The organism is Paenibacillus sp. RC84 (assembly GCF_041260495.1).
Classification (GTDB): Bacteria; Bacillota; Bacilli; order Paenibacillales; family NBRC-103111; genus Paenibacillus_F.
Genome location: NZ_JBGBYL010000002.1, coordinates 503,754 through 527,625, shown reverse-complemented (window position 1 = coordinate 527,625; position 23,872 = coordinate 503,754). Strand labels below are relative to the sequence as shown.

Genomic DNA, 23,872 nt, shown 5'->3' with positions numbered 1-23,872 from the left:
ATGCAGGCGCCGCGGCACAATGCGGACCGACAAAGTTCAACCTAACGTTTTCTGGTCGGTTTCGCTTTGAATACGGGAGTGGCCAGGCGTGCGGGGAGCCCGTGCGTCCGGCGGCCAGACGTGCGGTTTCCTCCCGCACGGCCCCCTTCGATTCGGTTTCCTCTCGTACGGCTGCCTTCGGTACGACTGCCTCCGGTATGCCTGTCCCCGGTGCGATCTTCCCTCGCGAATTCCCCCTCCGGTCGATCCGCAGGAGCGTTCCAGGGATTCGACCAGATTCCTCCGGGAAGGTTTTGCGGGTACTGCCCGCCGTAATGGTCTCTCCGCCCTTCCGTCCGGTTACCCCGCGTGCGGTTTCCTTCGTTTCCGTTTCCATCGCTCCGGCCACCTGCTGTACGATGGCCTAAGGTACGACTGCCGCCTGTGCGGTTACCCGAAGTCCGGTGATCTGCGGAACGGCTTCCCCTTGTCCGGTTGTCCCTTGCCGGATTCCCTGTTGTACGCCAGTCCAAACGATCCCCCTGAAAACCGGGGGATTCTTTTAAACCTTCAACCGACTGAGCTCGTTCATCCTTTGCCCACCAACTTTCAAATAAATCGGGATACTCGCTCATTTGAACTACCCTCCAGCTATCAAGATAGTATATACATATGAGCTAACTTGCAGATTGGTATGGTCATTGGTGTACTCTTATCTCGTTTTTGAAATATCCGCCTTAAAAATCGAGCTAATAGACACAAAGACGCCCCAGCCCGGAATTCGGTCTGTGCGTCTTTTATTCGGACATACGATTGGAGACTTAGCTTTGTTCAAAAAGCCGGGACAACGGCAACGCCGTATTTGTCCTGGATAAATTTCTTCACTTCCGGGCCGGTAAGCGCCGCATCGAGTTTTTTGATTTCGTCCCGGCTCTCATCGCCTTTGCGGACTACGATCACATTCGCGTAAGGAGAGTTGGCATCCTCCCGGAATAAGGCCGATTTGGGATCGAGCTTGGCTTCAAGGACGAGATTAGTATTAATAATCGCACCGTCCAAATCCGGCAGCGCCCTCGGCAGAGTGGCGGAGTCCGTTTCGAAAAACTTCAGGTTTTTCGGATTATCCGCGATATCCTTCGGCGTAGCCTCGTAGGTGGTTAGCCCCTCTTTCAGCTTGATAAGACCCTGCTGCTGCAGGAGGACCAGCGCCCGGTATTCGTTGGAGGGATTGTTCGGAATACCGATCTTCGCGCCGTCTTTGATCTCGTCCTTGGATTTCAGCTTGCTCGAATAAAATCCGATGGGTTCCACATGAACCTTGGCAGTCACCGCAAAGTCAAAGCCTTTCTCTTTCTTGACCGAATCCAGGTACGGCACGTGCTGAAAGTAGTTCGCGTCGATCTGTTTGTCTTTCAAAGCCGGATTCAACTGGCCTTCGTCATCGAACACTTTAATGTCCAGGTTGATTCCCTGTTCTTTCAATTTCGGTTTTACGACTTCCAGGATCTCCGCATGCGGAACGGCCGCCGCTCCTACGGTAAGTTTCACCTCTTTGGCGGGTTCTTTGGACGCTCCCGGCGTACTGCCGGTCTTCTCCGAAGCGGTAACCTCTCCTTTGCCTTGGCTTCCGCATCCGGCAGCCGTCAACGTGACAGCGAGCAGAATGGCCGCAATAGCGCTTAATCGTGTAGGTGTCATGGAATACGCCTTCTTTCTTCTATGTAATGAATAAAAAACAGATAAAACGGACGGATCGTTTATTCCAGCTTGTAGCGTTTGCGGATGACCGATTTGGCGATGGAATCGCCGGACCACTGGATAATCTGGACAATCAGAATAATAAGAATAACGGTGGCAATCAGGATATCTTCCCGGAAGCGCTGGTAACCGAACCGGATGGCGAGGCTGCCGAGGCCTCCCGCGCCGATGGCGCCCGCTACCGCCGTAAATTCCGTGATCGCGATGACGCCGATCGTGACCGCCCGGATCAGGGCCGGAAGCGCCTCCGGAATCAGCACGCGGAGGATGATGGTCCACGGCGAAGCGCCGACCGATTTGGCCGCTTCGATTTTGCCGGAGCTGACTTCTTTCAGCGAGTTTTCGATAATCCGTCCCAGAAATGGAGCGGCTCCGATCGAGAGGGACACAATCGCCGCCGTCGGACCGAGGGTCGTGCCGACAATGAGCCTGGCAAGCGGGAGGAGCAGCACGATCAGAATAATGAACGGCAGGGACCGTACCGCATTGATCGCGGCCCCGATCACTTTATTCAGCTTCGGGGCCGCAAGAATGCCGCCTTTTTCCGTAACCACCAGAGTGATGCCGAGCGCGCTGCCCAGCAGGAAAGCGAACAGGGAAGACCAGACGACCATGAAAAGCGTCTCCTGCAGCCCTTCGACCAGCAAATCGACCAAATCGTCTCTCATATGCCTGCCCCCGCTCCTTCCAGAACCGTCCGCTTGCTGCGGTAATGGTCGATAATGCTGACGAATCTTCTTGCGGTATCGCTCTCCGGCTGGAGAAAGAACTTATCCACAGTTCCGGTCTCTACAATTCTACCTTTTTCTATGACCGCCATATTGCGGCAGATGTGCTGGAGGACGTCCAGCTCGTGCGTGATCAATACAATCGTCAATTTCAACTGGCGGTTAATGTCTTTGAGCAGCTCCAGCGTGGAATAAGTCGTTTGCGGATCGAGCGCCGAGGTCGCTTCATCGCTCAGAAGCACATCGGGTTCGTTCACAAGCGCCCGGGCAATCCCGACCCGCTGCTTCTGGCCTCCGCTGAGCTGGGACGGGTAGACGTTCTCTTTGTCCCCCAGCTGCACCAGATCCAGAATCTCTCTCACTCTCTCGGCCAGAAGCGGTTTGGGAACTCCCGCCACTTTAAGAGGGAACGCCACGTTCTGGAAAACGGTTTTGGAATCGAGCAGATTAAACTGTTGAAAAATCATGCCGATTTTACGCCGGGCCATCCGCAGTTCCTTCTCGCCCAGATCGGTGATGCGCAGCCCCTCGATTTCCACCGTGCCCGAATCGGGCTCCTCCAGCCGGTTGAGGCAGCGGATTAATGTGGATTTCCCCGCCCCGCTAAATCCGATGATGCCGAAAATATCCCCCTTTTGGATGCGCAGATTGATGTTTTCCAGGGCCGTTACGGGACCGCTGGCGCTTTTGTACGACTTGGTCAGATTTTCTACGAGAATCATGTGCCTACACCTGCCCGGAAATTTTTTCAATAAAAAAAACCAAGCCCATCTTACCGGCCGTCCGGTAAAGAGCTTAGTTTCCAGCTATCTGGTCAACTAACGACTTATGAAGTTATTTCCGACTAAACCAATGTCTTTTGTTTAATTTATATCAGCTTTCCCCTCTTGTCAACCGCCTTTTGAGAATAAAAAACGAGGATTGACGGCCTCCGGCGCTTGATGTTAATCTTTAACATATTATTCCTATGAAATAACTAGGTTATAAGGAGGAACCCTCTTGGCAGCCAACAGACAAATCAAGCTATCCGCCTACCTCGTGGGCACCGGAATGCATGTCGCCTCGTGGAAACATCCGAACGCGCAGCGAAGCGCCAGCATCTCCATCGATTATTACAAAGCGCTCGCCCAAACGGCCGAACGCGGCAAGTTCGATATCGCTTTTATCGCCGACAGTCTCGCCATCAATGAGGATTCCCATCCGAATATCCTGAACCGTTTCGAACCGCTTACGCTCATTACCGCGCTTGCGGGCGCCACATCCAAAATCGGCGTCGTCGCCACCGCTTCCACGTCCTACATCGAGCCGTTCAATCTGGCGCGTTCCCTGCTGTCCGTCGATCAGATCAGCAAAGGCCGGGCAGGCTGGAATATCGTGACGACACGCGATCTGTCCGGCAGCACGGCCCGGAATTTCGGAGCGCAGGATCATCTGGAGCACGGCTTCCGTTACAAAAGGGCGGAGGAATTCGTCGAGGTCGTGACGGGGCTCTGGGATTCCTGGGAGGACGACGCCTTCGTGCAGGACAAGGAGAGCGGTGTTTTCTTCCATCCGGGTAAAATGCACCGCCTTAACCACCGGGGCGAATTCTTCTCCGTCGAGGGGCCGCTGAATATCGCGCGTTCCCCACAGGGGTATCCGGTGCTGGTGCAGGCGGGGACCTCGGAATCCGGCCAGCAGTTCGCCGCCAAGCGGGCGGAAGTGATTTTCTCCATCAAGTACAGCAAACAGGAAGCCAGGGAGTTTTACGACACGTTCAAAAGCAAAGTCGCCTCTTTCGGCCGTTCACCCGACGAGGTCGTCATTTTGCAGGGAATTTTTCCGGTAATCGGCCGAACCCAGGAAGAAGCGGACGAGAAATACAGGCAGCTCGAGTCGTATATTTCCGAGGAAACGGGTTTCAGCTTCCTGCAAGACTATTTCCCGGGTGTCGATTTCGCGGGTTTAACGCTGGAATCCCGTGCCGCCGATGCGGGGCTGGACCGCCTTGAGCTGGACAAATCCGATTACCGGAAGCACCAGTCTGTCATTGCCCGGGAGAATCCGACGCTCCGTGAAGTCTACTCCCTTCTTACGGGCTCCTTCAGCCGGGAAGACTGGGTCGGCACCCCGGAGAAAATCGCGGATACGCTCGAAGAGTGGTTTACGGAGCACGCAGCCGACGGCTTTATGCTGATGGCCCCGCTGCTGCCGGACGGACTTCACGATTTCGTGGAGGAAGTCGTCCCGCTTCTCCAGCAGCGCGGACTCTTCCGCACGGAGTATGCGGGCGATACGCTCAGAGAGCACCTCGGTCTGCGCGTGCCGGAGAACCGCTATGCCCGGGAGGAAGTATCCCGCCCGTAAACAGGCGCTCGCGAGCGTGCCGGAAGGCGGCCGCTTGCTTCGTGGCGGGCTTTTGCAGCGGGTATGTGCCGCCGCAAAAGCACATAGAAAAGGAGCCCGGATTCCACGGGCTCCTTTTGGCGCGTGCAGGCTCGCTGCGATCTTGTATACTCGCGCTGACGCGTGCGCACTTGTTGTGTGTTCTTTATGCCCGCTGGGCGTATGCTGCTTGCTTTGCTACGCTTTTGATGCCGGCTTTGCCGCGTACGCGATTCGCTGCCTGAATGACCGTCGCATCGGCACGCAAACGGTTCGCTGTTACGGTGGAGCGTGTGTGTTTCTCCGGGCGCTTCGCCCGGCGTGATGTCATTTGCTGCGTTCACGCCCCCGCTTTCCGGCGATGCAGTAGCTGCTAAGGTAAACGGAAGCATGGCTTCAAACATCGCAAAGCCCCGTGCTTAAATATCGCTCCCCCGTATCCGGAGCGATGCAGAGCACCTTCTTCCCTCTTCCGAGCTGCCGGGCAATCCGTATACCCGCCCACACGGCCGCTCCCGAGGAAGGCCCGAGAAGCAGCCCTTCCCGGCGGGCAAGCTCCCTGGCCGTCTCATGCGCGTCGTCGTCCCCGATCTGCAGCACCTCGTCGTAGAGCTGCGTGTTGAGGACCGGCGGAATAAAGCTGGGACTGATTCCCGGGATACGGTGAGTCCCCGGTTCGCCGCCGGAGAGTAGAGGCGAACAGCGCGATTCGACGACGTAAATACGCAAATCCGGCAGTCTGGATTTAAGCGACTCCCCCGTGCCCGTTATCGTGCCTCCGGTGCCCGAGGTACATACGAAGGCGTCCAGCCTTCCCTGCATCTGCTCCCATATTTCCGAAGCGGTCGTAAACCGGTGAACGTCGGCGTTGCCGGCATTCTCGAACTGGACGGGAACGAAGCTGCCGGGAATACGCCTTTCCAGCTCCCTCGCCCTGCGGAGGCCGCCTTCGATCTTTTCTTCCGCCGGGTAGAGGACAACTTCCGCCCCATACGCTTGCAGAATTCCCGTACGCTCCGCCGACATGTTATCGGACATGATTACGATAAGCCTGTATCCCTTGACGGCCGCCACCATCGCCATGCCGATGCCCGTGTTTCCGCTGGTCACTTCGATGATCGTTCCGCCGGGGAGCAGCCTGCCGTCCCGTTCGGCCTGCCCGATCATGTGCCGGGCCGCACGATCTTTCACGCTTCCGCCGGGGTTGAACGACTCCAGCTTGACGTAAAGCTCGGCGTCGTTCTCACCCGACAGCCGCCGGATACGGACGACCGGAGTATCCCCGATCAGCTCCAGTACGCTGCCCGCCATTGCGGGACCGTGTCCGGCACCTTCAACCTTCTCTCCGTCTCTTGCAGACATGAGAGCCGCCTCCTCCTCCGCCTCCCGGATCGTGATGTCAGCTTCCGATCGTTACTTCTCCCGCCTCTCCGCTGCCGGAAGAATGCAGGACCTTGCCCGTTATTTCCTGAGGTCTTTGAAGCAGATTTAAGATAGGGCAGACTTCCTCGACTCCCCGGTGAAGCTCGGCGATTTCTTCCTTGGAAGCGGCCGACTCGATGTGCAGGGTGTAGCGGATATTGTGAGGCCAGAAAGGAATCTCCTCGTAGCCGTCTTTTCCGGCAAACTTATGCAGCTCGCCTTCGACCTCCACTTCCAGCGATTCCAGCGGAACTCCCCGCAGAGCGGCTTGAATCAGCGTGATGTGCGTCAGGCAGCTTCCGAGAACGCCCAGCTGAATCTCCGCCGAATTCGGCCCGAGGTCGAATCCGGCGAAATCCGGCAGGCTGTCGCTAAGAATCTGGAAATTCCGGATACGGATTTCCCTTACGCCGCTCCGGTCCTTGGCTCTTACCTTGGCCTTCAGCACGTCCGACGGCTGATTCGCGACTCGTTTGCGCTCCTCCTCGCGCTCCTCCAGAGACTTCTTTTTGGCGGCCAAATAATCGTTTAACTGGCTCATAACGCTCACTCCCGTTCCCATGGATTGAACTGCCGTTCCTTAACTAGCCCCGACCGCCCGACGAGCGGACTCCCCGCCCACGGGCACTGATTCCACACGCGCATGTTCTACGCAACAGCGCAGCAGCGCAGCCAAACTCTATCAACCCGGCTCAAACTGTCTCCGGCTGTTTCGTATACCGGTTGGCCGGTACCGGCAGTCCGAGGTTGCCCCGGAGCGTATCGCTTTCGTACTCCGTACGGAAAATGCCGCGCTGCTGGAGGATCGGCACCACATGATCCACGAAATCCTCCAGCCCGCTCGGTACGGCGGCGGAAAGCATAAAGCCGTCCACGGCGCCCGCTTCGAAATACTCCTGAATAAGGTCCGCGACCTTCTCGGGCGTTCCGACGAAACGTCCTTTCGGCGTTGCGGCCTGCAAAGCTACCTGACGAAGCGTAAGGTTCTTCTCCTTCGCTTCCTGCTTGATTTTGTCGGTCCCGCTTTGGAAGCTGTTCTTGCCAAGATCGCCGAGATCCGGGAACGGCTCATCCAGAGGATACTGCGAGAAATCGTGATGCTCGAAAAAACGGCCCAAATAATCGAGCGCCGTCTCGATCGTCACCAGGTCCGCTACCTCTTGGTACTTGCGTTCCGCTTCCTCCTCGGTCGATCCGATAATCGGCCCGATGCCCGGGAAAATAAGTACTTCGTCCGGCGAACGCCCGTGCGAAGCGGCCCTCTCCTTCACTTCCTTGTAGAAACGGACGGCGTCCTCCAGGTTTTCGTGCCCGGCGAAAATGGCGTCCGCCACTTTAGCCGCATAGTTTTTGCCCACTTCTGAGGCTCCCGCCTGGAAAATAACCGGCTGTCCCTGTCTGGAACGGGCAATGTTCAACGGTCCCCGGACGGAGAAAAATTCGCCCTGGTGATTCAAGGTGTGCAGCTTCTCCGGATCGAAAAATACGCCGGATTCCTTATCCCGTACGAAAGCGTCGTCTTCCCAGGAATCCCACAATCCTTTCGTCACATCCAAGTATTCTTCCGCGATTTTGTAGCGCAGATCGTGTTCGGGATGCGATTTGCCATAATTTAACGCGGACCCTTCGAGCGGTGAAGTGACGACGTTCCACCCTGCGCGACCGCCGCTGATGGCGTCGAGGGAAGCGAACTGCCGGGCGACCGTAAACGGTTCGCTGTACGAGGTCGACAGGGTTCCGACGAGGCCGATGTGTGTACTCACGGCAGCCAGAGCACTCAGAATCGTAATCGGCTCAAAACGGTTCAGGAAATGCGGGATCGACTTCTCGTTGATATACAAGCCGTCGGCAATGAAGATCAGATCGAACTTGCCCGCTTCCGCCTTCCGCACCCATTTTTTGTACAACTCGATATTCACGCTCGCGTCCGGCTGCGCATCCGGGTGTCTCCACATCGCCGGGTTACCGCCGACCCCATGCAGAAGCGCGCCCAGCTTTAACTGTCTTTTTTTACTCATAATCGTTCCTCCCCTTCCGCTTTTCTTATACAGCCGCTACCCGTGATTTGATCCGTTCGATTTGCGCCAGATGAGTTTGCACGTGCGCCGTAAAAGCATTCACGACAGACGCCAGGGTGACGGTCTCCCCTTTGAAATTGGTGCCGGTTTTCTTCCAGTCTTCCTCCGTAAGCCGCCGGAACAACACCGCGTTGTAGTGCAGCAGTGCCGCATAAGCGTCCAACAGTTCGGAAACGTCGCTTTCATTCGCCCGCTGTCCTTCCACCCAAGGGTCCTGGGCGAATCCCGGCAGGGTCTTATCCGAGCCCGCCAAAATTTCGCGGATGCGAAACGAGACCACGATATTGTGGTCGGCCAGATGCGCCAGCACCTCCGTAATGCTCCATTTTCCCGGAGCTTCTTTCCGCTTGAGCTGCTCTTCGTCCAGTCCCGCGACCGCCAGTTTCAATTGATCGTAAACCGATAAATAAAGTTGGATATCTACGTTTAAAATGCCGGAACCGCTCATTGTTCTTCCTCCTTATGCAGTCGTCCGGGGACTCTGGGCCCCTTGTGTAAAACGCGTCAAAGCAAACGGACGGATATCGAACGGCGTCCGTCCGTACAGCGTCAGATCGGCGAGAATCTCCCCGACGACACTGGCAAATTTGAACCCGTGACCGGAAAATCCTCCCGCCAGAAGAACGGACGGATGGGCCGGGTGACGGTCGATCATAAACTGTTCGTCGGGGGAAAGCTCGTATTTGCAGACGGCGCCCCGGTTCAGCCGGCCAGCCGCCTGGGGCATATAAGCTTCCAGCGCCCGGCGCAGATCCCCTTCGTCCTCTTCGTAACGGCCGAAAGGCTCCAGAGCCTCACCCGCCGTCCATTCCACGCCGGTGTCGTGTCTGCCGATTTTGACCCCCGCGCCGCCGATGTCCGGAAAGCCGTAGTAGCCTCCCTCGCCGCCGCCGATGGTGAATCCCGGGAAGCGGCCCGCACCGAACAGGGGCTGTTTCGGCTGAAACCAGCCTACCGCTTTGCGGACCGCCCGGACGGGCAGCTTCACGAACGGCTCCAGCGTCCGGAACCAGGCGCCGGTGGCGAGGATGGCCTGCTGCGCATAGTACACGCCCTGGTCCGTATGGACGGCGACGACGCCTTCCCGCGCGTTCAGCTGGCGCACGGGCGTATCCGTCAGCAGCCGGGCTCCCGCCTCTTCGGCCAGCCTCCGGTAGGCGGCGACGCACTTCTCGCTGAAGAGATAACCGGCGTCCGGTTCATACATCCCGGCGAAATGCTCCGGCAGCTCGAAACCCGGCCAGCGTCGGCCGATCTCGGCCGCGTCCAGCAGCTCGGCACGGACGCCGAGCTTCCGGGCGTCTTCGGCCCGGGTGCGGAACGCGTCCGCACCCGCAATGTTGATCACCCCTGACGGGACCATCAGCTCCGCGCCGGTCTCCGCCTGGAGCTCCTCCCAGAGCTCCTGGGCGCGCAGCGCCATCGTGATGTAGGCGGGCCCTCCGCTGTAAGCGTGGCGGATAAGCCGGGGCTCTCCGTGATGGCTGCCTTCCCCGTGCGGCGGGTTGAAGGCATCGATGAGCAGCGTCCGTACTCCCTGCTTCGCCAGGTGGTAGCCTGCGCTCATGCCCATCGAGCCCGCTCCGACCACGATGACGTCATACGTCATCCCGCCGTTCATCCGTTTGCTCCGCCTGCGGGCTGCCCGGAGAGTTCCAGGAGCGCACGCCGGGCCAGCTCCGAGAAAAATTGCGCGCTCACCGGAAGGGCCCCTTCATCCAGGTCGAACGCCGGATGATGCCACTCGTGCGGTCCGTCCGTCCCGACGAAGACGAAAAGCCCGGGCACTTCCCGCTGATAGAAGGCGAAGTCTTCGCCTGCCGGAGACGGAAGCGGCGTCACCGCTATGTAGCCCAAGCTCTCGGCCGTGCTTCTCGCGAGCGCGGCCAGCTCGGCCGAATTGTTCACGGGAGGCGGACCCTGGATCCAGCGGAGCGACGCTTTCGTCCCGCTGGCCGCCGCCACTCCCTCGACGACCTCGCGGAAGCGCGCCAGCACGCGGCTTCGTACGCCTTCGTCGAAGGTGCGGATCGTGCCCTCCAGCAGCGCTTTCTCCGGAATCACGTTCCAGGCGGTGCCGCTGTGCAGCTTCGTCACGCTGACGACGGCGCTGTCCAGCGAGCTGATGTTGCGGCTGACGATGGACTGGACCGCCGAAACGATCTGCGCGGACGCCACGATCGGATCGCTGCCGGCTTCGGGCAGGGCCGCGTGCGAGCCCCGGCCTTCTATCTCGGCGACGAAACCGTCCGCAGCCGCCATCAGCGGACCTTCTTTGATGCCGAGCGTCCCGACCGGCAGATCGGGTTTATTGTGCAGCCCGAATACGGCCCGCACGTTCTCCAGCGCTCCGCTGCCGATCACTTTGAGAGCGCCGCTCGCTTTCTCTTCGGCCGGCTGGAACAGGAAGCGGACTGTGCCCGGAAGCTCCTCTTCCCTCTGCTTGAGCAGATAAGCCGCTCCGAGAACGGCCGCCGTGTGAAAATCGTGGCCGCAGGCGTGCATTTTCCCCGGAATCTTGGACGCGTAAGGAAGGCCGGTCTCTTCCCGGATCGGCAGCGCGTCAATGTCCGCCCGGATGGCGACCACAGGTCCCGGACGCAGCCCCCCCACTTCGGCAATGAGCCCGGTCCGCAGGGAATAAGGGGCGATGCGGATGCCGGCCTCTTCCAGCCAGGCTTTAATAAAAGCCGTCGTTTCGAATTCTTCGTGAGACAGTTCGGGATTCTCGTGCAGATGACGCCGGACCGCGACGAGTCTTGCGGCGAGCTCCTCCAACTGCTCTTGATGTGCCAGTGTTTCGCTAGTCATGGCTTTCACCCTCCTTTTGACTGAGATTGCTTAAGGCTGCTTAAGAAGCGCGATGCAGCGGATTGCCGTCCGACAATCGCGGCAGCTCAAGCCTCTACCGATACTCGCTGCCCGGCTGTTTCCGCACCCGCTTCCGTTTCAGCCGCCGTGTCCGCACCCGACAACGCTTCGATCAGCAGCTCGAACGACCGCACCCGCTTCGCAAAATCTTTGACCGCGGTCAAAACGATAAATTCGTCCACGCCGGTCGCCAGTTGCAGCTCCAGCAGCTCTTTCTTCACGGTTTCGATCGTCCCTTTCGTCACCGAAGGCTCCTTCACCTCGATCGTGAAGTTCTCGCTGCTCTGCTTACCGAATTCCTCCGCATGCTCCAAGGTGCTGACCGTAATCGTCCGGCCGCTCTCCAGATGGATCTTGACCAGCTTATGGTCCCCGGCCAGCTCCTCCGCTTCTTCCTCGCTTCCGGCCGCAATGACCGACAAAGCGAGTATCGCCGCCGGTTCGGCGCCGTCCGCGTAATTGAACTCGCTCCGGTACGTCCCGATGGCTTCCACGGCCGTCTGCGGGTCCCCGTTAATAAACAGCGAGAACACGTAAGGCAGACCCAGTTCCGCCGCAATCCGGGCGCTTCCCGTGCTCGCTCCGAGAACGTAAAGATCCGCGGGCCGCTCCTGTACCGGATTCGCACGGAGACCGGCCAGCGGGTGATCTTCTTCCAGCCGGTTGTGAAGAAATTTGCGCAGCTCGACGATTTTGTCCGTCAGGGAATCGGCGTCTACGACGTTTTTTTGGAGCGCCTGCGTCGATCTCGGCAGGCCGCCGGGAGCGCGGCCGATCCCCAGATCGATCCTTCCCGGTCCGAGCGCGGACAGCACGTTAAAGTTTTCCGCAACTTTGTACGGGCTGTAATGCTGAAGCATGACGCCTCCCGATCCGAGCCGGATGCGTTCGGTTTTGGCCAGCAGATGGGAGATCAGCACTTCCGGCGAAGATCCGGCGACGTGCCCGGAGTCATGATGCTCCGCCACCCAGAAGCGGTGGTAGCCGAGCTCCTCCGCCCGCCGGGCCAGAGCGACGGTCCGCTTGAAAGCCTCCGTCCCGGTTTCGCCTTCGTAGATAGGGGTCTGGTCCAGAATACTCAGTTTAATGGCCATAACTTGGTTTCCTCCTTGTAAAAAAACGAATTCCGGCCGTACAGACAGAACCGTCTTTCCTGTTGCGTTTTTGCTGTTGCGTCTTTGCATTTTCGTTTTGCAGTTGCGTCTTTGCCGTTGCGTCTTTGCCGTTGCGTCTTTGCCGTTGCGTCTTTGCCGTTGCGTCTTTGCCGTTGCGTCTTTTTCCGGCTCCGCGTTTTAAATGGAATAGCTCAGTTCAGGCGTGATCCGCTTCAGAAACTGCCGGGTCCGCTCTTCTTTGGGCGCGTTGAACAGCTCTCCGGGCGGACCCTCCTCGACGATTACGCCGCCGTCCATAAAGACCACATGATTGGACACCTCTCTGGCGAATCCCATTTCATGCGTCACGACAATCATCGTAATGCCCTCTTTGGCGATTTTGCGGATGACCGCGAGCACTTCGCCGACCAGCTCGGGGTCCAGGGCCGAGGTCGGTTCGTCGAATAGAATGACCTCCGGATTCAGCGCCAGTGCCCGCGCGATTCCGACGCGCTGCTGCTGACCGCCGGACAATTGGCTCGGATAGGCGTCCAGTTTCCCGGATAATCCGACTTTCAGAAGCACTTCCGCGCTTCGCGCACGCGCCTCGTCTTTCGGAAACTTCTGCGCGACGACCAGTCCTTCCATCACATTTTCCAGAACGGTCTTGTGTTTGAACAAATTGTACTGCTGGAACACCATGGCGGTTTTCTTGCGCAGCGTATGAATATCTTTGCGGCCCGAGCGCTTGCAGTCGACGGTAAAATCCCCGATCGTCACTTCGCCGGCGTTCGGCTTTTCCAGAAAATTAATGCACCGCAGCAGCGTCGTTTTGCCCGATCCGCTCGGCCCCAGGATAACGACGACTTCTCCTTTATGCACGGTCAGGTCGATGCCTTTCAGCACTTCCTGCTTCCCGAACGATTTTGAAATCCCTGTCAGTTTAATCATGCCACTCCACCCCGATTGTAAAGAGTAAACCGCTTCTCCAGAGCGGACGATGCTTTTTCCACCAGGACTGTAATTCCCCAGAACAGGAGAGCGGCCGCTATATAGGCTTCGAAAAACTTCCAGTTCGTAGACGCCACGATGTTGGCCTGGGCGTTAATTTCCACCACCGAGATGGTAAAAGCGAGCGTAGTCGCATGCAGCATGGAAATGACGGAGTTCGTCAAATTGGGCAGGCTGACCGCAAATGCCTGGGGAAACACGATGCGCCGCAGCGCCTGCGCAGTCGTCAGTCCGACGGCGTAAGCCGCCTCGATCTGCCCCCGGTCCACCGCCCCGATGCCCGCCCGGACCACTTCGGACATATAAGCTCCCGCCGTGATGGAGAAAGCGATGATCACGAAAGCGACGAGCGGGATGGAGCCCGAGTTGAAGGACCATCCGTAACGATCCGCGAGCGTATCCAGAACGGCCGGAAGTCCGAAATACACGAGGAACAAGTGCATCAGCATCGGCGTTCCCCGGATAAAGGTCACGTACGCAACCGCCGCCGGATGCAGAACCGGCACCCGGTAAATGCGCGCCAGCGCGATGCCCGTACCGATCAGCAGCCCTCCCAGAACGGAGACAGCCGTGATATACAGGGTCACCGGCAGAGCCGACAGCAGGCTCAGAAAGGCCGTGCCGATGAAGGCAGGATCAAGGTTCATAGCCCGGCGCCTCCTTTTTGATTCCCGGTTGAAGCCGTCTGAAGATGTTCAGGCGCGCCGCCGTTTTACCGGCCGTGTCCGCAAGCGGCCTGCTGTGGCGCAGCAGCCTTTTCTCGGCGGCGTCGAAGCCTTTCTGCAAAATAAAACTGACGACGAAATAAATCAGCGACAGGGCGATATAAATTTCGATAAAATGCTGCGTCGCCGTGCCCAGCGTCTCGGATTTGCCCGTCATTTCCATGACGCCGAGCGTAAAGGCGAGCGAGGAATCTTTCAGGTTGCCGATGACCAGGTTGCCGAAAACGGGCAGCGCAATCCCGAGCGCCTGCGGCATAACGATCCGGGTGAATGCCTCGTACCCGTTCATGCCTACCGCATAGGCCGCCTCCACCTGCCCCCGGTCAACGGCCGCCACCGCCGACCGGATCATCTCGGAGACATAGGCGCCGGTGTGCAGCGAATAGGTGAGAATGACGAACAGGAGCACCGGCGTTTTGGACACGTCCACCTGGACGATTTTCAGCAATTCCGGCAGTCCGTAATAGATCAGGAACAGTTGGATGAGAATCGGCGTCCCCCGGAAGAAGGACACGTAGACTTGACTGATCCGCCTCAGGACGGGCACGTTATACAGCCGGGGCAAAGCGATAAGAAACCCGATGATCAGCCCCAGCGCGATGGAGCTTCCCACGATCAGCAGCGTGATGTGCAGATAGGAAAGCAGCTTCGGAATAAAGAAGAAGATATAGTCCGCCTCGAATCTTCTGCCCATGATACCACCTCTCTCGTACGAACCTTCGGGTTCTTATTTCTTCTGCTTGCCCACGTGCGAGAAATCCTGGCCGAGCCACTGAATGCTCAGCTTGGACAGCGTTCCGTCCGCCTTCACTTCCTTGATCGCCTGGTCGATCCGGTCGGCCAGCTTTCCGTCCGTTTTGCGGAATACATACAGCACATCCGATTCTGTCAAAGGTTCGCCGACCGTTTTCAGCGCGACCTTGCCGTCTTTGTCCGTATAGTTGCGGAGGGCGAAATCCGACGTCACCGTGGCGTCGATGCGCCCTTTGCGGATTTTATCGACCAGATCGTTGGCCGTGGCGTTGTCGTACACGATCTCGATGGCGTTGTTGTTCTTCTTGTTGTACTCCTGGAGGATGTACGCTTCGTTGCTTGTCGCTCCGGTGCGGACTTTTTTGCCTTTCAGATCGTCGATGGTTTTGATGGTGTCGTTGTTGATCTCGACGGCGACTTTGTTCAGGAAAATGCTGTACGGCTCTTTATTGAACAAATATTTCTGCTCGCGCTCCGGATTTTTTTCCATTTGATGTGCGATCAAGTCGATCTTGTTCGTTTCCAGGCTGAGCAGCAGACTCTGGAACTCCATCGTTTTGAATTCGAACTCGTATTCCGGTATCCGCTTGTCGAGCTCTTTGATCAACTCCACGTCAAACCCCGTCAGCTTGCCGTTCTGGTCGATAAAGCACACCTGCGGGAACTTGGTCCCCGTGCCGACTATGACCTTCTGGACCTTGCCCGCCGGGCTTTCTCCCGGTTTGTCCGTGGCCGCCGAGGTCGTCCCTCCGCCCGTTTCGACGGCTTTGCCGCAGCCCGCAGACGCTGCCGCCAGTAATAAAATTCCTGCACCCGCCAACCATTTGCTAACCTGTTTCTTCATTAGACTTGCTCCCCCGCTTCATTATGGATAGTTGAATGTATAGTGATCGTCCAGCCCTGATTAAGTCCGAACCCGTGCGGTGTATGTCTCTTGCGGCTGAAGGTCTGCCTGCATCGTTGTGATTTGTAAGCATGTCTGTTCAGATTCCCTGCACATGCTTTCTCTTTGCCGACCGCCTTGCCTAACGGCTCTTATGTACCGGATTCTTCTATGAGGCCGTAAAAAAGGCGGATTCGCGCAGCTCCAGCCGGTAGCTTTTGACAAGCACCTCGCCGTTATGGAACTCCTTGTCAAACGCGCGCTGGAATCCCAGCCGCTCATACAGGCTCACGGCGGAAGCCATCATATCGGACGTATGAAGATGAAGCGTGGAAGCCCCGAGCTCCAGGGAGCGTTTCGCGCTTTCTTTAATAAGCTCCGTCGCGACGCCTCTGCCCCGCGCTTCCGGCGAGACGGACAAATAGCGGATAATCGGCGTATAGATTTCCAGCTCCGGCCTGCCGTAAGCCGCCTCCGAGGAAACGAACAGCTGGACGGTTCCGACGATTTTCCCTTCCGCCTCGGCGACCAGCCGTGCGACGGGATTGCCTTTGTCGGCGGCGCCGCCGATATCTTCGCGGTACTGCTGCCATCTTTGCGCGGACATGACGTCGGCATACTGCAGATAAGCTTCAAGCATCACCGCGCGGACCGCTTCGCGATCCGCCTCTGCCGCTTCACGGATGACGATGGAGGGTGAGCTTCCCATAGATCTGACACTCCTTTTTCTCCTAGGTGTGGAACTCCGCGTAACAACGCAAAAAGCCAGAGAGGTCACTAGAAGCGACTTCTCCGGCTGTCCGGTCGATACTCGACAATTCAAAGCGGAATACTAAGTTTTTAATACTGTACCACTAAAGCGGGACGTTATCAACCATTTTTTGTTGTTTTTTTGGGGAAGCTGAACGGTTAAGATATTATGAAGTCCCGGAACACGCATACCCGGCTGCATGTGGTTCCGGCTGTTCGATCGTCACTTCGCGGACTCCGCTCACGATAAACGGGCTGCACAAAAAAAGGCTGCATGCCGCAGCCGTCTTACAGCTTTTTCTCATACAGGTTGGCGCACCATCCGTCTCCCCGCACGGTTTCCAAATAAACGAAGCCGGCGTTCCGGTAATACGCGTTGAGCCCGGAGTTCTCCGACATGCAGTCCAGCCGGAAATACGTTTTGCCCGCCCGCCTGATATAACCTTCCGCCCATTCGAGCAGCCGGGTTCCCAGCCGGAGTCCGCTGCGCTTGCGCGTCACAACGAGCCGGTGAAGATAGCCCGCATCGCCGCGGTCCCTCTCTCCCCAAAGAGGCTTATCGCTCCACTGGAGCGTGAAGCAGCCCACGGCCTCGCCGCCCGAATAAGCGATAAACATTTCATAATCGGCCATCAGGCCCGCGATATACTCCCGGGTGAACGTCTTCTCGTCCCAGAGCAGAATGCCCCGCGAAACTCTCCAGCGGGCCGCTTCCACATACAGCTCCTGCAAAAGAGCCGTGTCGGCCGGACCCGCTCTTCCGATTTCCAGTTCTGCCCCCGCGTCCGGACACGTACTCACCGGCTAAACCTCCTTTAAAGCCCCCTTTAACGGAAGGAAGATTTAAGTCCAGTCATTCTTATGCTCAGAGATGAATGTAATGTCATTTTGATAATGTTCGAGATGACCGGCATCTAGCATCTTTTGAAAAGCAAGGTCGCCTTCACCCGCTCTTCTTGTTATTGTTTTACATAATCCTTCCAATCACAGCAGTACCATGTCTATAAAATTTTCCGCAAATCCTTCCCCGTAAGAATCAAAAAACAAGTTCACTCTGTTTTTAATGCGGGAAGCATCTTGAAAGGAATCATAATAAACGAATTCGCCTGTTTCCGTAAGATACAATCTGCTTAACGGCACACAAGTGTACAGAGTGTAAGCTATGTCCCAAAGCCGCGGACCGGGTCCGGCCGCATCAAAATCAATAATACCTATCGGTCTTTCCTGCTGAAAAATCATGTTGTATACGGCAAAATCGTTGTGGCATATTACTTCCAAAGGTTGTGGAGTACCATCTAACGGCTGCCAGCCGTCATCAAATGAAAAGTCGCTTACCGCATCATGATAAAGACGGAGCATTTTCGCAATTTCCTGTAAGACATCATCTGACCGCATATAGTTCTTCAGAGGATAATTGCCGGCTTCTCCTTCGATAAAGGATAAAATTTCTCTTCCTTTTTCATCGATACCCAAGTATTTAGGGGCATACCCGTATCCTTTGTTGTCAAGATGGTTTAACAGGGCATGAATTTGGGGGCTGTTCGGCTTTAATTCCCGTCTGACTGTATGACCCGACCTATATACCTTTGAAACGTTGCCGCCGGCTAACAATTCCTCATTTGAATGATTAGACATCTAAGCACCTCCTTTTTTTGTTCGTATCCGAAAAGAAGTACACTCGGCAAATCCGGGCTCTCCTAATCCCGGACATCCGAGGCCCGGACAGTTCCTTCCTCCCATACGCGCTCCAGAATCGCGTCCACGGTTTCCTCCGGCGTCAGACCGGTCGAGTCCAGCCACAAACCGACCCGCGGGGTTTCCGCGTGCAGCACGCCGTTCAGTGCGGATACGGTCCATACGCCGTATCCCGTCTTGGACCGGGCCGCTTCTCTGCGCGCGACTTCCTCTTCGCCGGGACACAATACGATCACGTACAGGGGCCGGTCCTCCAGCAGCGCAAGGAAGTCGTTCAGCACGCGGCCTACCACGACATCCTGCATCACGACGGTGAATCCGGCGGAATAGTAGGTGTCCGCAGCTTGAGCCGTCAGCCTGTACCGCAGCAGAAGCTGTTCCATCTGATCCGCTTCCGCATCCGGATGGACTTCCTTGCGGTCGTTGACGATCATTTTGCGGAAATGATCTCCCCGGAGATGAACCGATTTCTCGAATCGCTCCGCCAACAGCTGCGCGACCGTCGATTTGCCGCTTGCCATAATGCCGGTCACCAAAAACATCGCATGAATATCCCGAATCATGCCAATCTCCTCCTCTTGCGGACGATTTCTCATGTTTCCATTGTAGCCAATCGCCGGCAAGGCACCGTAAGGATAGTTTCGTTATAATTAAACCGGCCGACGCACGTCCGTGTACCAACGTATCCGTATCCGCTGCCGGCATGCAGAAGGTAAGGATTCCATACACTAAGATATAACAACTCTTGCATCCAGAAAGGAGACCGGCCATGTACGGTTTTGCACCCCCGCCGCCGCTTCCTCCATCACCCGGATACCGGGCAGGCAAACCGGCCGCCATTGAAGTTACGGGCGACGGAATCGTCTCCGTCATTCCCGACCAAGCCGTGATCGTGCTGGGAGCCGTCACGGAGGGAGAATCCCTCTCACCCTTGCAGGCCGAGAACGCCCGGATCATCTCGGCCGTGATCGACTCCCTGCTGCAGCTCGGAATTTCCCGGGACAACATCCAGACGGACGAATTCCGGATCGATCCCCAGTACGACTTCCAGGACGGCAAACAAATTTTTCGCGGCTACCGGGTCACTCATCTGCTGAAAATTACGACGGAACGGGTCGGAGAAACCGGGACGATTGTCGATACCGCCGTCTCCAAAGGCGCCAACTCCGTCTCCGGGATCTCCTTCCGGACGTCCCAGCCGCAGAAATACAGCAAGGAAGCGCTGGCCCTCGCCGTCCGGAACGCCCGGGAGAAGGCGCAGACGATAGCGGCTTCCCTCGGGGTCACCCTGGCGGCGGTTCCGGAGTTCGTCCGGGAGATCAGCCGCCAGAACGAGCCCGTGCCGTTCAAAGCCTCGGTGCTGGCCGCCAGTCCGGCAACCCCGATCCAGCCGGGAGAGCTGCAGGTTTATGCGGCGGTGAGCGCGCGGTACACCTTCAGCTAAGCCACGGCCGGGCCCACCGAAAAAAGAGCGTATCCCGTCAGTCGGGGACACGCTCTTTTTGGGGCTAGGGCCGGACAGCACAACGAAGAGAGCGTATCCCGTCAGCCGGGACACGCTCTCTTTCGCTGGAGCAGGATCAAGGTAGATAGTCGCCCCGTGCCATACCGGAACGCACCCGGGATTCGCGGGCGGTCCCGGCGGCTCCGCGGAACGGCGTTTGCCAGCTGCCGCCACGGCCGGGTCCGCTCTGAAATCGCGGGCCAAGTCAGGCGCACGCCAAGACCCGCGCTGTGTCCGCGCTGTGTCTGCTCCGCTCCGGCTCGGCTCCGGCTACGCTCTGATTACGCTCCCTTTCGGCCTCGCTTGACTTTGCTCTGCCCCCTTGCGGCTACGCTCCCGCCCGGGCCAGCCCTGCGCAGGGCTGAGGCTTGTCAGCCCCCGCCCGCTTACGACGCGCTCGCCGCAGCCGCAGGCTCCGAGACGATGCGCGTCACGCTCTTGCGGCCGTCCACGCCGACCGGGACTTCGCCGGCAATCGTGACCCGGCGGACGACCCGGTGCTGGTCGCCGTAATCGTTCACGGCGTAATGCTGCGTGGCGCGGTTATCCCAGACCGCCACGTCGCCTTCGGCCCAGCGCCAGCGCACGGTATTTTCCAGGCTTGTGATATGTTCCTGGAACAAGGCGATAAGCTTCTGGGAATCGGCGACGGAGAAGCCTTCGATTTTTTTGGCGAAGCCGCCCAAAACCAGTGTCTTCTCTCCCGTTTCCGGGTGAACGCGGACGAGCGGATGCTCCGTTTCGTAGACCGTGGAAGCGAAGCTCTCCCTGTATTTGCGTGCCGCTTCGCTGCCCAGGGCGTTAACCGTTCTGGCTGTGGCCGCATAATCGAAATCATTGGTGTGCAGCACCCGCAGCTTGTCGGCCAGCTCGCGCAGCTCCGCAGGAAGGAGTTCATAAGCGGCTGCCGTATTCGCCCACACCGTATCCCCGCCCGATTCGGGAATCACAATTCCCCGGAGGATAGAAGCAGCCGGATATGCATCGACAAACGTCACATCCGTGTGCCACACGTTGGCGCGTCCACCGTGAGTCGAATCCAGCTCCAGAACGTAATCCGTGCCGTCTTTGGGCTTGATCGTCGGGTGGGCGATCGGACTGCCGAGCAGCTTTGTAAACTCTTCCTGTCCGGCATTGTCCAGGTGATTCTGACCCCGGAAGAAAATAACCTTATGCCGGAGCAGTTTTTCGCGGATAAAACCTACCGTGCTTGCATCGAGACTGCCGGACAATGAAATCCCTTCAATAATAGCACCAATTCTTCCTGAAACCGGGGTTACCTTCACTTGTTCACTCATGTTCTTTTCCTCCTTTAAAATGGTTGATTTATCGTCAGCGGCAAGCCCGGACCGGCAGCTCGGCTGCCTTACCCGGGACTATCCCTTGTAATTGTCGCGCCATTTCAGCAGCCGCTCTTCCAGCAGCCGCACGACGGAATCCACAAGCTTGCCGACAACAGCGAAAATAAGGATGCCCACAAACACGGCGGTCGTTCTGGAAAACTGCCTGGCATCCTGGATCATATACCCGATGCCTTCGCTCGATCCCATCAGCTCCGCAACGACGAGCCCCAGCCAGGCGACGCCCAGCGACAGCCTGAGTCCGAGCAGAACATTCGGCAGCGCCGAGGGGAGCACCAGCTTCGTAATTTGCCGGAAGCGGCTGAACTCCAGCACTTTGGCTACGTCAAACAGCTTGGAGTCCACGTTCCGGACACCGAGGAATGTATTCACATACAGCGGGAAGAAAGCTCCCAGCGCGATCAGCAAAATTTTGGACAACTCGTCGAACCCGAACCAGAGTATAAAAAGCGGCGTGATCGCAAGATGCGGAACGGTGCGGAGCATCTGTAAAGTAGGGTCGAGCATATACTCGGCTTTTTTCCTCAAACCGACCAGCATACCGGTCAGGAGACCGAGCGAGCCGCCGAGCAAAAAGCCGTAGGCCGCCCGCTGCACGCTCACCCTCAGATGATGGAAAAGCTCGCCGGATTGAACCATGGCCGCGAATTCCTCCGCAATGCTGAGCGGTGAAGGAAATAGCGTCGCGGAGACCAGTTTCAGCCCGCTTACCGTCTGCCAAAGGGCAAGCGCCGCCAGCGGCAGCACGAGCCCGAGCAGGACGATTTTCAGTTTGCCTCCGCGTCTGGCGGATGCCCTGCCGGCTGCGGCTTGTCTCCCTTCCCTCTCTTCCAGATCCTTGGCGGCCGGAGAAGACGGATTTAATTGTCCCAAAGCTGACACGGTCTTCGCCTCCTTCTCCTTATTTAGCCGGTTTCACGGCTTCAATCGCTTTGCTGTCCGTATTTCGCGTCACGTCGATTTTCTTCTTGATAAAGCCCGCTTCCAGGAGGATGTCCGCCGAAGCCTGCTGGATACCGAAGATCTCTTTCGAAATCGGAACGTTCGAATATTCGGTATTTTGTACCACCAACTCGATCGTCGCCCGGTCCGCCTTCTTCGCCTTCGCTATGAACTCGACGACCTCATCCCGGTGCCCCTTCTGAAAATCGATCGCTTTCTCGAATCCTTTCAGGAATGCTTCCGCCGCCCCCGGGTGATCCTTGATAAAATCGGTCCGGCCGATCGTAAGCACCGGCGCTTTGATGTTCAGGGCTTCCCCGCTCGTCAGGACGCGCGCGCCGTTTTTGGCGATCTGGATGCTCGTATACGGGTCCAGTCCGACCCAGGCATCCACCGCTCCCGATTCGAAAGCGGCGACAGATTCTTCCGCCTGGAGCTGGATAAGCTGGAAGTCGGATTCTTTCAGCCCCGCCTGCTTAACCGCTTTGATGAAAAAAACATGAAGCGTAGTTCCCTTGGCAATGGCGATCTTTTTCCCTTTCAAATCCGCAAGGCTTTGGGCGGTGCTTTTGGCCGGGACGATCACGATGTTGAGCCCTTTCAAGCCTTCGGAGAGCAGAGACAGCGTCGTGACCGGCAGGTTGTTCGCCTGAGCGGATATCGCCGCCCCGTCCCCGAGCCAGGAGAAATCGACGCGTCCCGCGGCCAGTGCCTCCAGAAGAGCCGGTCCGCTCGGGAACTCGGACCATTTGACGTCCCCGCCGATTTTGGCGAACTCCTCTTCAAACCAGCCTTTCTCCTTGGCCAGGAGAAGCAACCCGCCGCCCCCGTTGTTTGCGAGGTTGACGGTATATTTGCCCTTGGGCGCATCCGTCCCGGAGGCGTTTGTCGCGGCCTGTCCGGCGCCGCATCCCGTAAGTCCCGCCAAGCCTATGGCAAGTGCCGCAGCCGCTAATGATGCTTGAAGTTTGTTCATCCGCCGTGCCCCTTTGCACAAAAATTTTGGGTACAAAAAAGACACCCGACAGCGCGCGTTAAGCGGGCCGTGCAAGGTGCCACCAGTGGACCGGTAGGATACCAGAGTTATCGATTCCCTCTTAAAACAATTAAACCTCATATTCATATAAAAATAGTTGGTTTTAAGAGCCGACTAACTGACTAGTCAGTCAGTGCTTGTTGGAATGATTCTATCAGCCCCTTTTTGGGAAGTCAATACTTTTTTAGCAATACTTGAAAAGAAGGCGGCAGCCCGTCCATATCCGCCGGCTTATTTGCAAAGCAAACCGACCAGCTGCTCTTCATCCGGGCTCGCTACGACCCCCAGTCCTCTGCGCCGGGCCCCGCTGACTCCGTTGAGCAGAGCGAAATAAAGCACCGCCAAATCCTCCGGTCTTCCTTCCCGGAATGTCCCCTCTTCTTGTCCCTGCTTCACGATCGCGATAATCGGCTGGAGGTTCTCGACGGCCCTGCGCGGTATTTCCCGCTTTTCTTCCGGGGAGATGCTCGCTATCGTCTCCGCATGCAGAACGACATGCATACCGTTCAACGCATTCTCGTCCTCCCCGATTTTCCGGGCATGCCAAAGAAGCTTATCGCGCGCATTTCCTTCCCGGCGGCGGGCCTCTTCGCAGACTCTGCCGTATCTTTCCTGAAGCATCTTGACCAGGCTGACGAACAGCTCTTCTTTGGAGGAATAATAGTTGTATACATGGCCGTGGGAAATGCCCGCCGCTTCCGCAATATCCGATATTTTGGCCGCCGCGAGGCCCTTTTTCGCGAAAATTCCGATGGACGCATGAAGAATCTGCGACCTGCGTTCTTCTCTCTGCTGCGTAACTTTTTCCGGATTGTTCACAGACATAGCGGGTCCCCTTTCTCTGATACCGTGGATTATAACATATTTAAGGAATCTGAAAACTGAGGTTTCTCCCGGTTCCTGGAAATATTCATTTTG

At 57.5% G+C, this 23,872-nt stretch carries 24 protein-coding genes and 1 pseudogene; 2 read left to right on the top strand and 23 right to left on the bottom strand.

The features are described 5' to 3' along the window. Positions 1-41: 41 nt before the first annotated feature. The 4 genes from ABH899_RS06125 to ABH899_RS06110 all read right to left on the bottom strand — a co-directional run bounded on the left by ABH899_RS06125 (position 42) and on the right by ABH899_RS06110 (position 3,187). A complete protein-coding gene (locus tag ABH899_RS06125; RefSeq protein WP_369994836.1) occupies positions 42-512 on the bottom strand; it encodes a hypothetical protein in 471 nt (156 codons plus the stop codon). 298 nt (positions 513-810) lie between these two features. Then, complete coding sequence (locus ABH899_RS06120; RefSeq protein ID WP_369994833.1) at positions 811-1,677, bottom strand: MetQ/NlpA family ABC transporter substrate-binding protein; 867 nt, start codon at positions 1,675-1,677, stop codon at positions 811-813. Between the two features lie 59 nt (positions 1,678-1,736). Beyond that, complete coding sequence (locus ABH899_RS06115; protein WP_218229411.1) at positions 1,737-2,405, bottom strand: methionine ABC transporter permease; 669 nt, start codon at positions 2,403-2,405, stop codon at positions 1,737-1,739. Beyond that, entirely contained in the window at positions 2,402-3,187 is a 786-nt protein-coding gene (locus ABH899_RS06110; protein WP_369994830.1) for a methionine ABC transporter ATP-binding protein, read from the bottom strand. Before ABH899_RS06110 ends, ABH899_RS06115 begins: the two co-directional genes overlap by 4 nt. Before the next feature lie 277 nt (positions 3,188-3,464). Here ABH899_RS06110 and ABH899_RS06105 point away from each other — a divergent pair, with 277 nt between their 5' ends. Then, positions 3,465-4,811, top strand: coding sequence for an LLM class flavin-dependent oxidoreductase (locus ABH899_RS06105; RefSeq protein WP_369994829.1), 1,347 nt, complete (start codon positions 3,465-3,467; stop codon positions 4,809-4,811). 414 nt (positions 4,812-5,225) lie between these two features. On the opposite strand, the gene cysK is transcribed toward ABH899_RS06105, so the two are convergent. The 15 genes and pseudogenes from cysK to ABH899_RS06030 all read right to left on the bottom strand — a co-directional run bounded on the left by cysK (position 5,226) and on the right by ABH899_RS06030 (position 18,674). Continuing rightward, the gene (cysK, locus tag ABH899_RS06100) at positions 5,226-6,191 is read right to left on the bottom strand and encodes a cysteine synthase A (RefSeq protein WP_369994827.1); all 966 of its coding nucleotides are present in this window, start codon (positions 6,189-6,191) and stop codon (positions 5,226-5,228) included. A gap of 37 nt (positions 6,192-6,228) precedes the next feature. Continuing rightward, positions 6,229-6,792, bottom strand: coding sequence for an OsmC family protein (locus tag ABH899_RS06095; RefSeq protein WP_218229407.1), 564 nt, complete (start codon positions 6,790-6,792; stop codon positions 6,229-6,231). 151 nt (positions 6,793-6,943) lie between these two features. After that, positions 6,944-8,269, bottom strand: a complete 1,326-nt coding sequence (locus tag ABH899_RS06090) for an LLM class flavin-dependent oxidoreductase (protein WP_369994824.1) — start codon at positions 8,267-8,269, stop codon at positions 6,944-6,946. Positions 8,270-8,294: 25 nt separating this feature from the next. Then, on the bottom strand, positions 8,295-8,777 hold the full coding sequence (locus ABH899_RS06085; RefSeq protein ID WP_369994822.1) for a DinB family protein: 483 nt from the start codon (positions 8,775-8,777) through the stop codon (positions 8,295-8,297). A 12-nt stretch (positions 8,778-8,789) separates the two neighbouring features. Beyond that, entirely contained in the window at positions 8,790-9,950 is a 1,161-nt protein-coding gene (gene solA, locus ABH899_RS06080; RefSeq protein WP_369994819.1) for an N-methyl-L-tryptophan oxidase, read from the bottom strand. Next, on the bottom strand, positions 9,947-11,140 hold the full coding sequence (locus ABH899_RS06075) for an amidohydrolase (protein WP_369994817.1): 1,194 nt from the start codon (positions 11,138-11,140) through the stop codon (positions 9,947-9,949). Before ABH899_RS06075 ends, solA begins: the two co-directional genes overlap by 4 nt. Positions 11,141-11,226: 86 nt before the next feature. After that, positions 11,227-12,294, bottom strand: a complete 1,068-nt coding sequence (locus ABH899_RS06070) for an LLM class flavin-dependent oxidoreductase (RefSeq protein ID WP_369994815.1) — start codon at positions 12,292-12,294, stop codon at positions 11,227-11,229. A 198-nt stretch (positions 12,295-12,492) separates the two neighbouring features. Then, on the bottom strand, positions 12,493-13,245 hold the full coding sequence (locus ABH899_RS06065) for an amino acid ABC transporter ATP-binding protein (protein ID WP_009675317.1): 753 nt from the start codon (positions 13,243-13,245) through the stop codon (positions 12,493-12,495). Beyond that, a complete protein-coding gene (locus ABH899_RS06060; RefSeq protein ID WP_009675286.1) occupies positions 13,242-13,952 on the bottom strand; it encodes an amino acid ABC transporter permease in 711 nt (236 codons plus the stop codon). Before ABH899_RS06060 ends, ABH899_RS06065 begins: the two co-directional genes overlap by 4 nt. Continuing rightward, positions 13,942-14,724, bottom strand: coding sequence for an amino acid ABC transporter permease (locus ABH899_RS06055; protein WP_369994812.1), 783 nt, complete (start codon positions 14,722-14,724; stop codon positions 13,942-13,944). Before ABH899_RS06055 ends, ABH899_RS06060 begins: the two co-directional genes overlap by 11 nt. Before the next feature lie 33 nt (positions 14,725-14,757). Beyond that, the gene (locus tag ABH899_RS06050) at positions 14,758-15,627 is read right to left on the bottom strand and encodes a transporter substrate-binding domain-containing protein (protein WP_009675291.1); all 870 of its coding nucleotides are present in this window, start codon (positions 15,625-15,627) and stop codon (positions 14,758-14,760) included. A gap of 208 nt (positions 15,628-15,835) precedes the next feature. After that, positions 15,836-16,375 carry a GNAT family N-acetyltransferase gene (locus ABH899_RS06045; RefSeq protein WP_369994809.1) on the bottom strand — a complete coding sequence of 180 codons (540 nt, stop codon included), beginning with the start codon at positions 16,373-16,375 and terminating at the stop codon, positions 15,836-15,838. Positions 16,376-16,704: 329 nt separating this feature from the next. Then, positions 16,705-17,217: a GNAT family N-acetyltransferase gene (locus ABH899_RS06040; protein ID WP_369994808.1), complete on the bottom strand. Its 513-nt coding sequence runs from the start codon at positions 17,215-17,217 to the stop codon at positions 16,705-16,707. Positions 17,218-17,259: 42 nt separating this feature from the next. Next, positions 17,260-18,051: pseudogene (locus tag ABH899_RS06035) on the bottom strand (phosphotransferase). A 62-nt stretch (positions 18,052-18,113) separates the two neighbouring features. After that, positions 18,114-18,674 (bottom strand): AAA family ATPase, encoded by a 561-nt coding sequence (locus ABH899_RS06030; RefSeq protein WP_369994805.1) that lies wholly within the window; start codon positions 18,672-18,674, stop codon positions 18,114-18,116. A 206-nt stretch (positions 18,675-18,880) separates the two neighbouring features. On the opposite strand from ABH899_RS06030, the gene ABH899_RS06025 reads away from it, so the two are divergent. Further along, complete coding sequence (locus ABH899_RS06025) at positions 18,881-19,555, top strand: SIMPL domain-containing protein (RefSeq protein WP_369994802.1); 675 nt, start codon at positions 18,881-18,883, stop codon at positions 19,553-19,555. A gap of 446 nt (positions 19,556-20,001) precedes the next feature. Here the strand turns inward: ABH899_RS06025 and ABH899_RS06020 are convergent, their stop codons facing one another. The 4 genes from ABH899_RS06020 to ABH899_RS06005 form a co-directional block, all read right to left on the bottom strand. Further along, positions 20,002-20,913, bottom strand: a complete 912-nt coding sequence (locus tag ABH899_RS06020) for a TauD/TfdA dioxygenase family protein (RefSeq protein WP_369994800.1) — start codon at positions 20,911-20,913, stop codon at positions 20,002-20,004. 78 nt (positions 20,914-20,991) lie between these two features. Beyond that, positions 20,992-21,849, bottom strand: a complete 858-nt coding sequence (locus ABH899_RS06015; RefSeq protein WP_369995146.1) for an ABC transporter permease — start codon at positions 21,847-21,849, stop codon at positions 20,992-20,994. A 28-nt stretch (positions 21,850-21,877) separates the two neighbouring features. Then, positions 21,878-22,894 carry an aliphatic sulfonate ABC transporter substrate-binding protein gene (locus tag ABH899_RS06010; RefSeq protein ID WP_369994799.1) on the bottom strand — a complete coding sequence of 339 codons (1,017 nt, stop codon included), beginning with the start codon at positions 22,892-22,894 and terminating at the stop codon, positions 21,878-21,880. Positions 22,895-23,185: 291 nt separating this feature from the next. Beyond that, a complete protein-coding gene (locus tag ABH899_RS06005; protein WP_218229388.1) occupies positions 23,186-23,779 on the bottom strand; it encodes a TetR/AcrR family transcriptional regulator in 594 nt (197 codons plus the stop codon). Between the last annotated feature and the right edge of the window lie 93 nt (positions 23,780-23,872).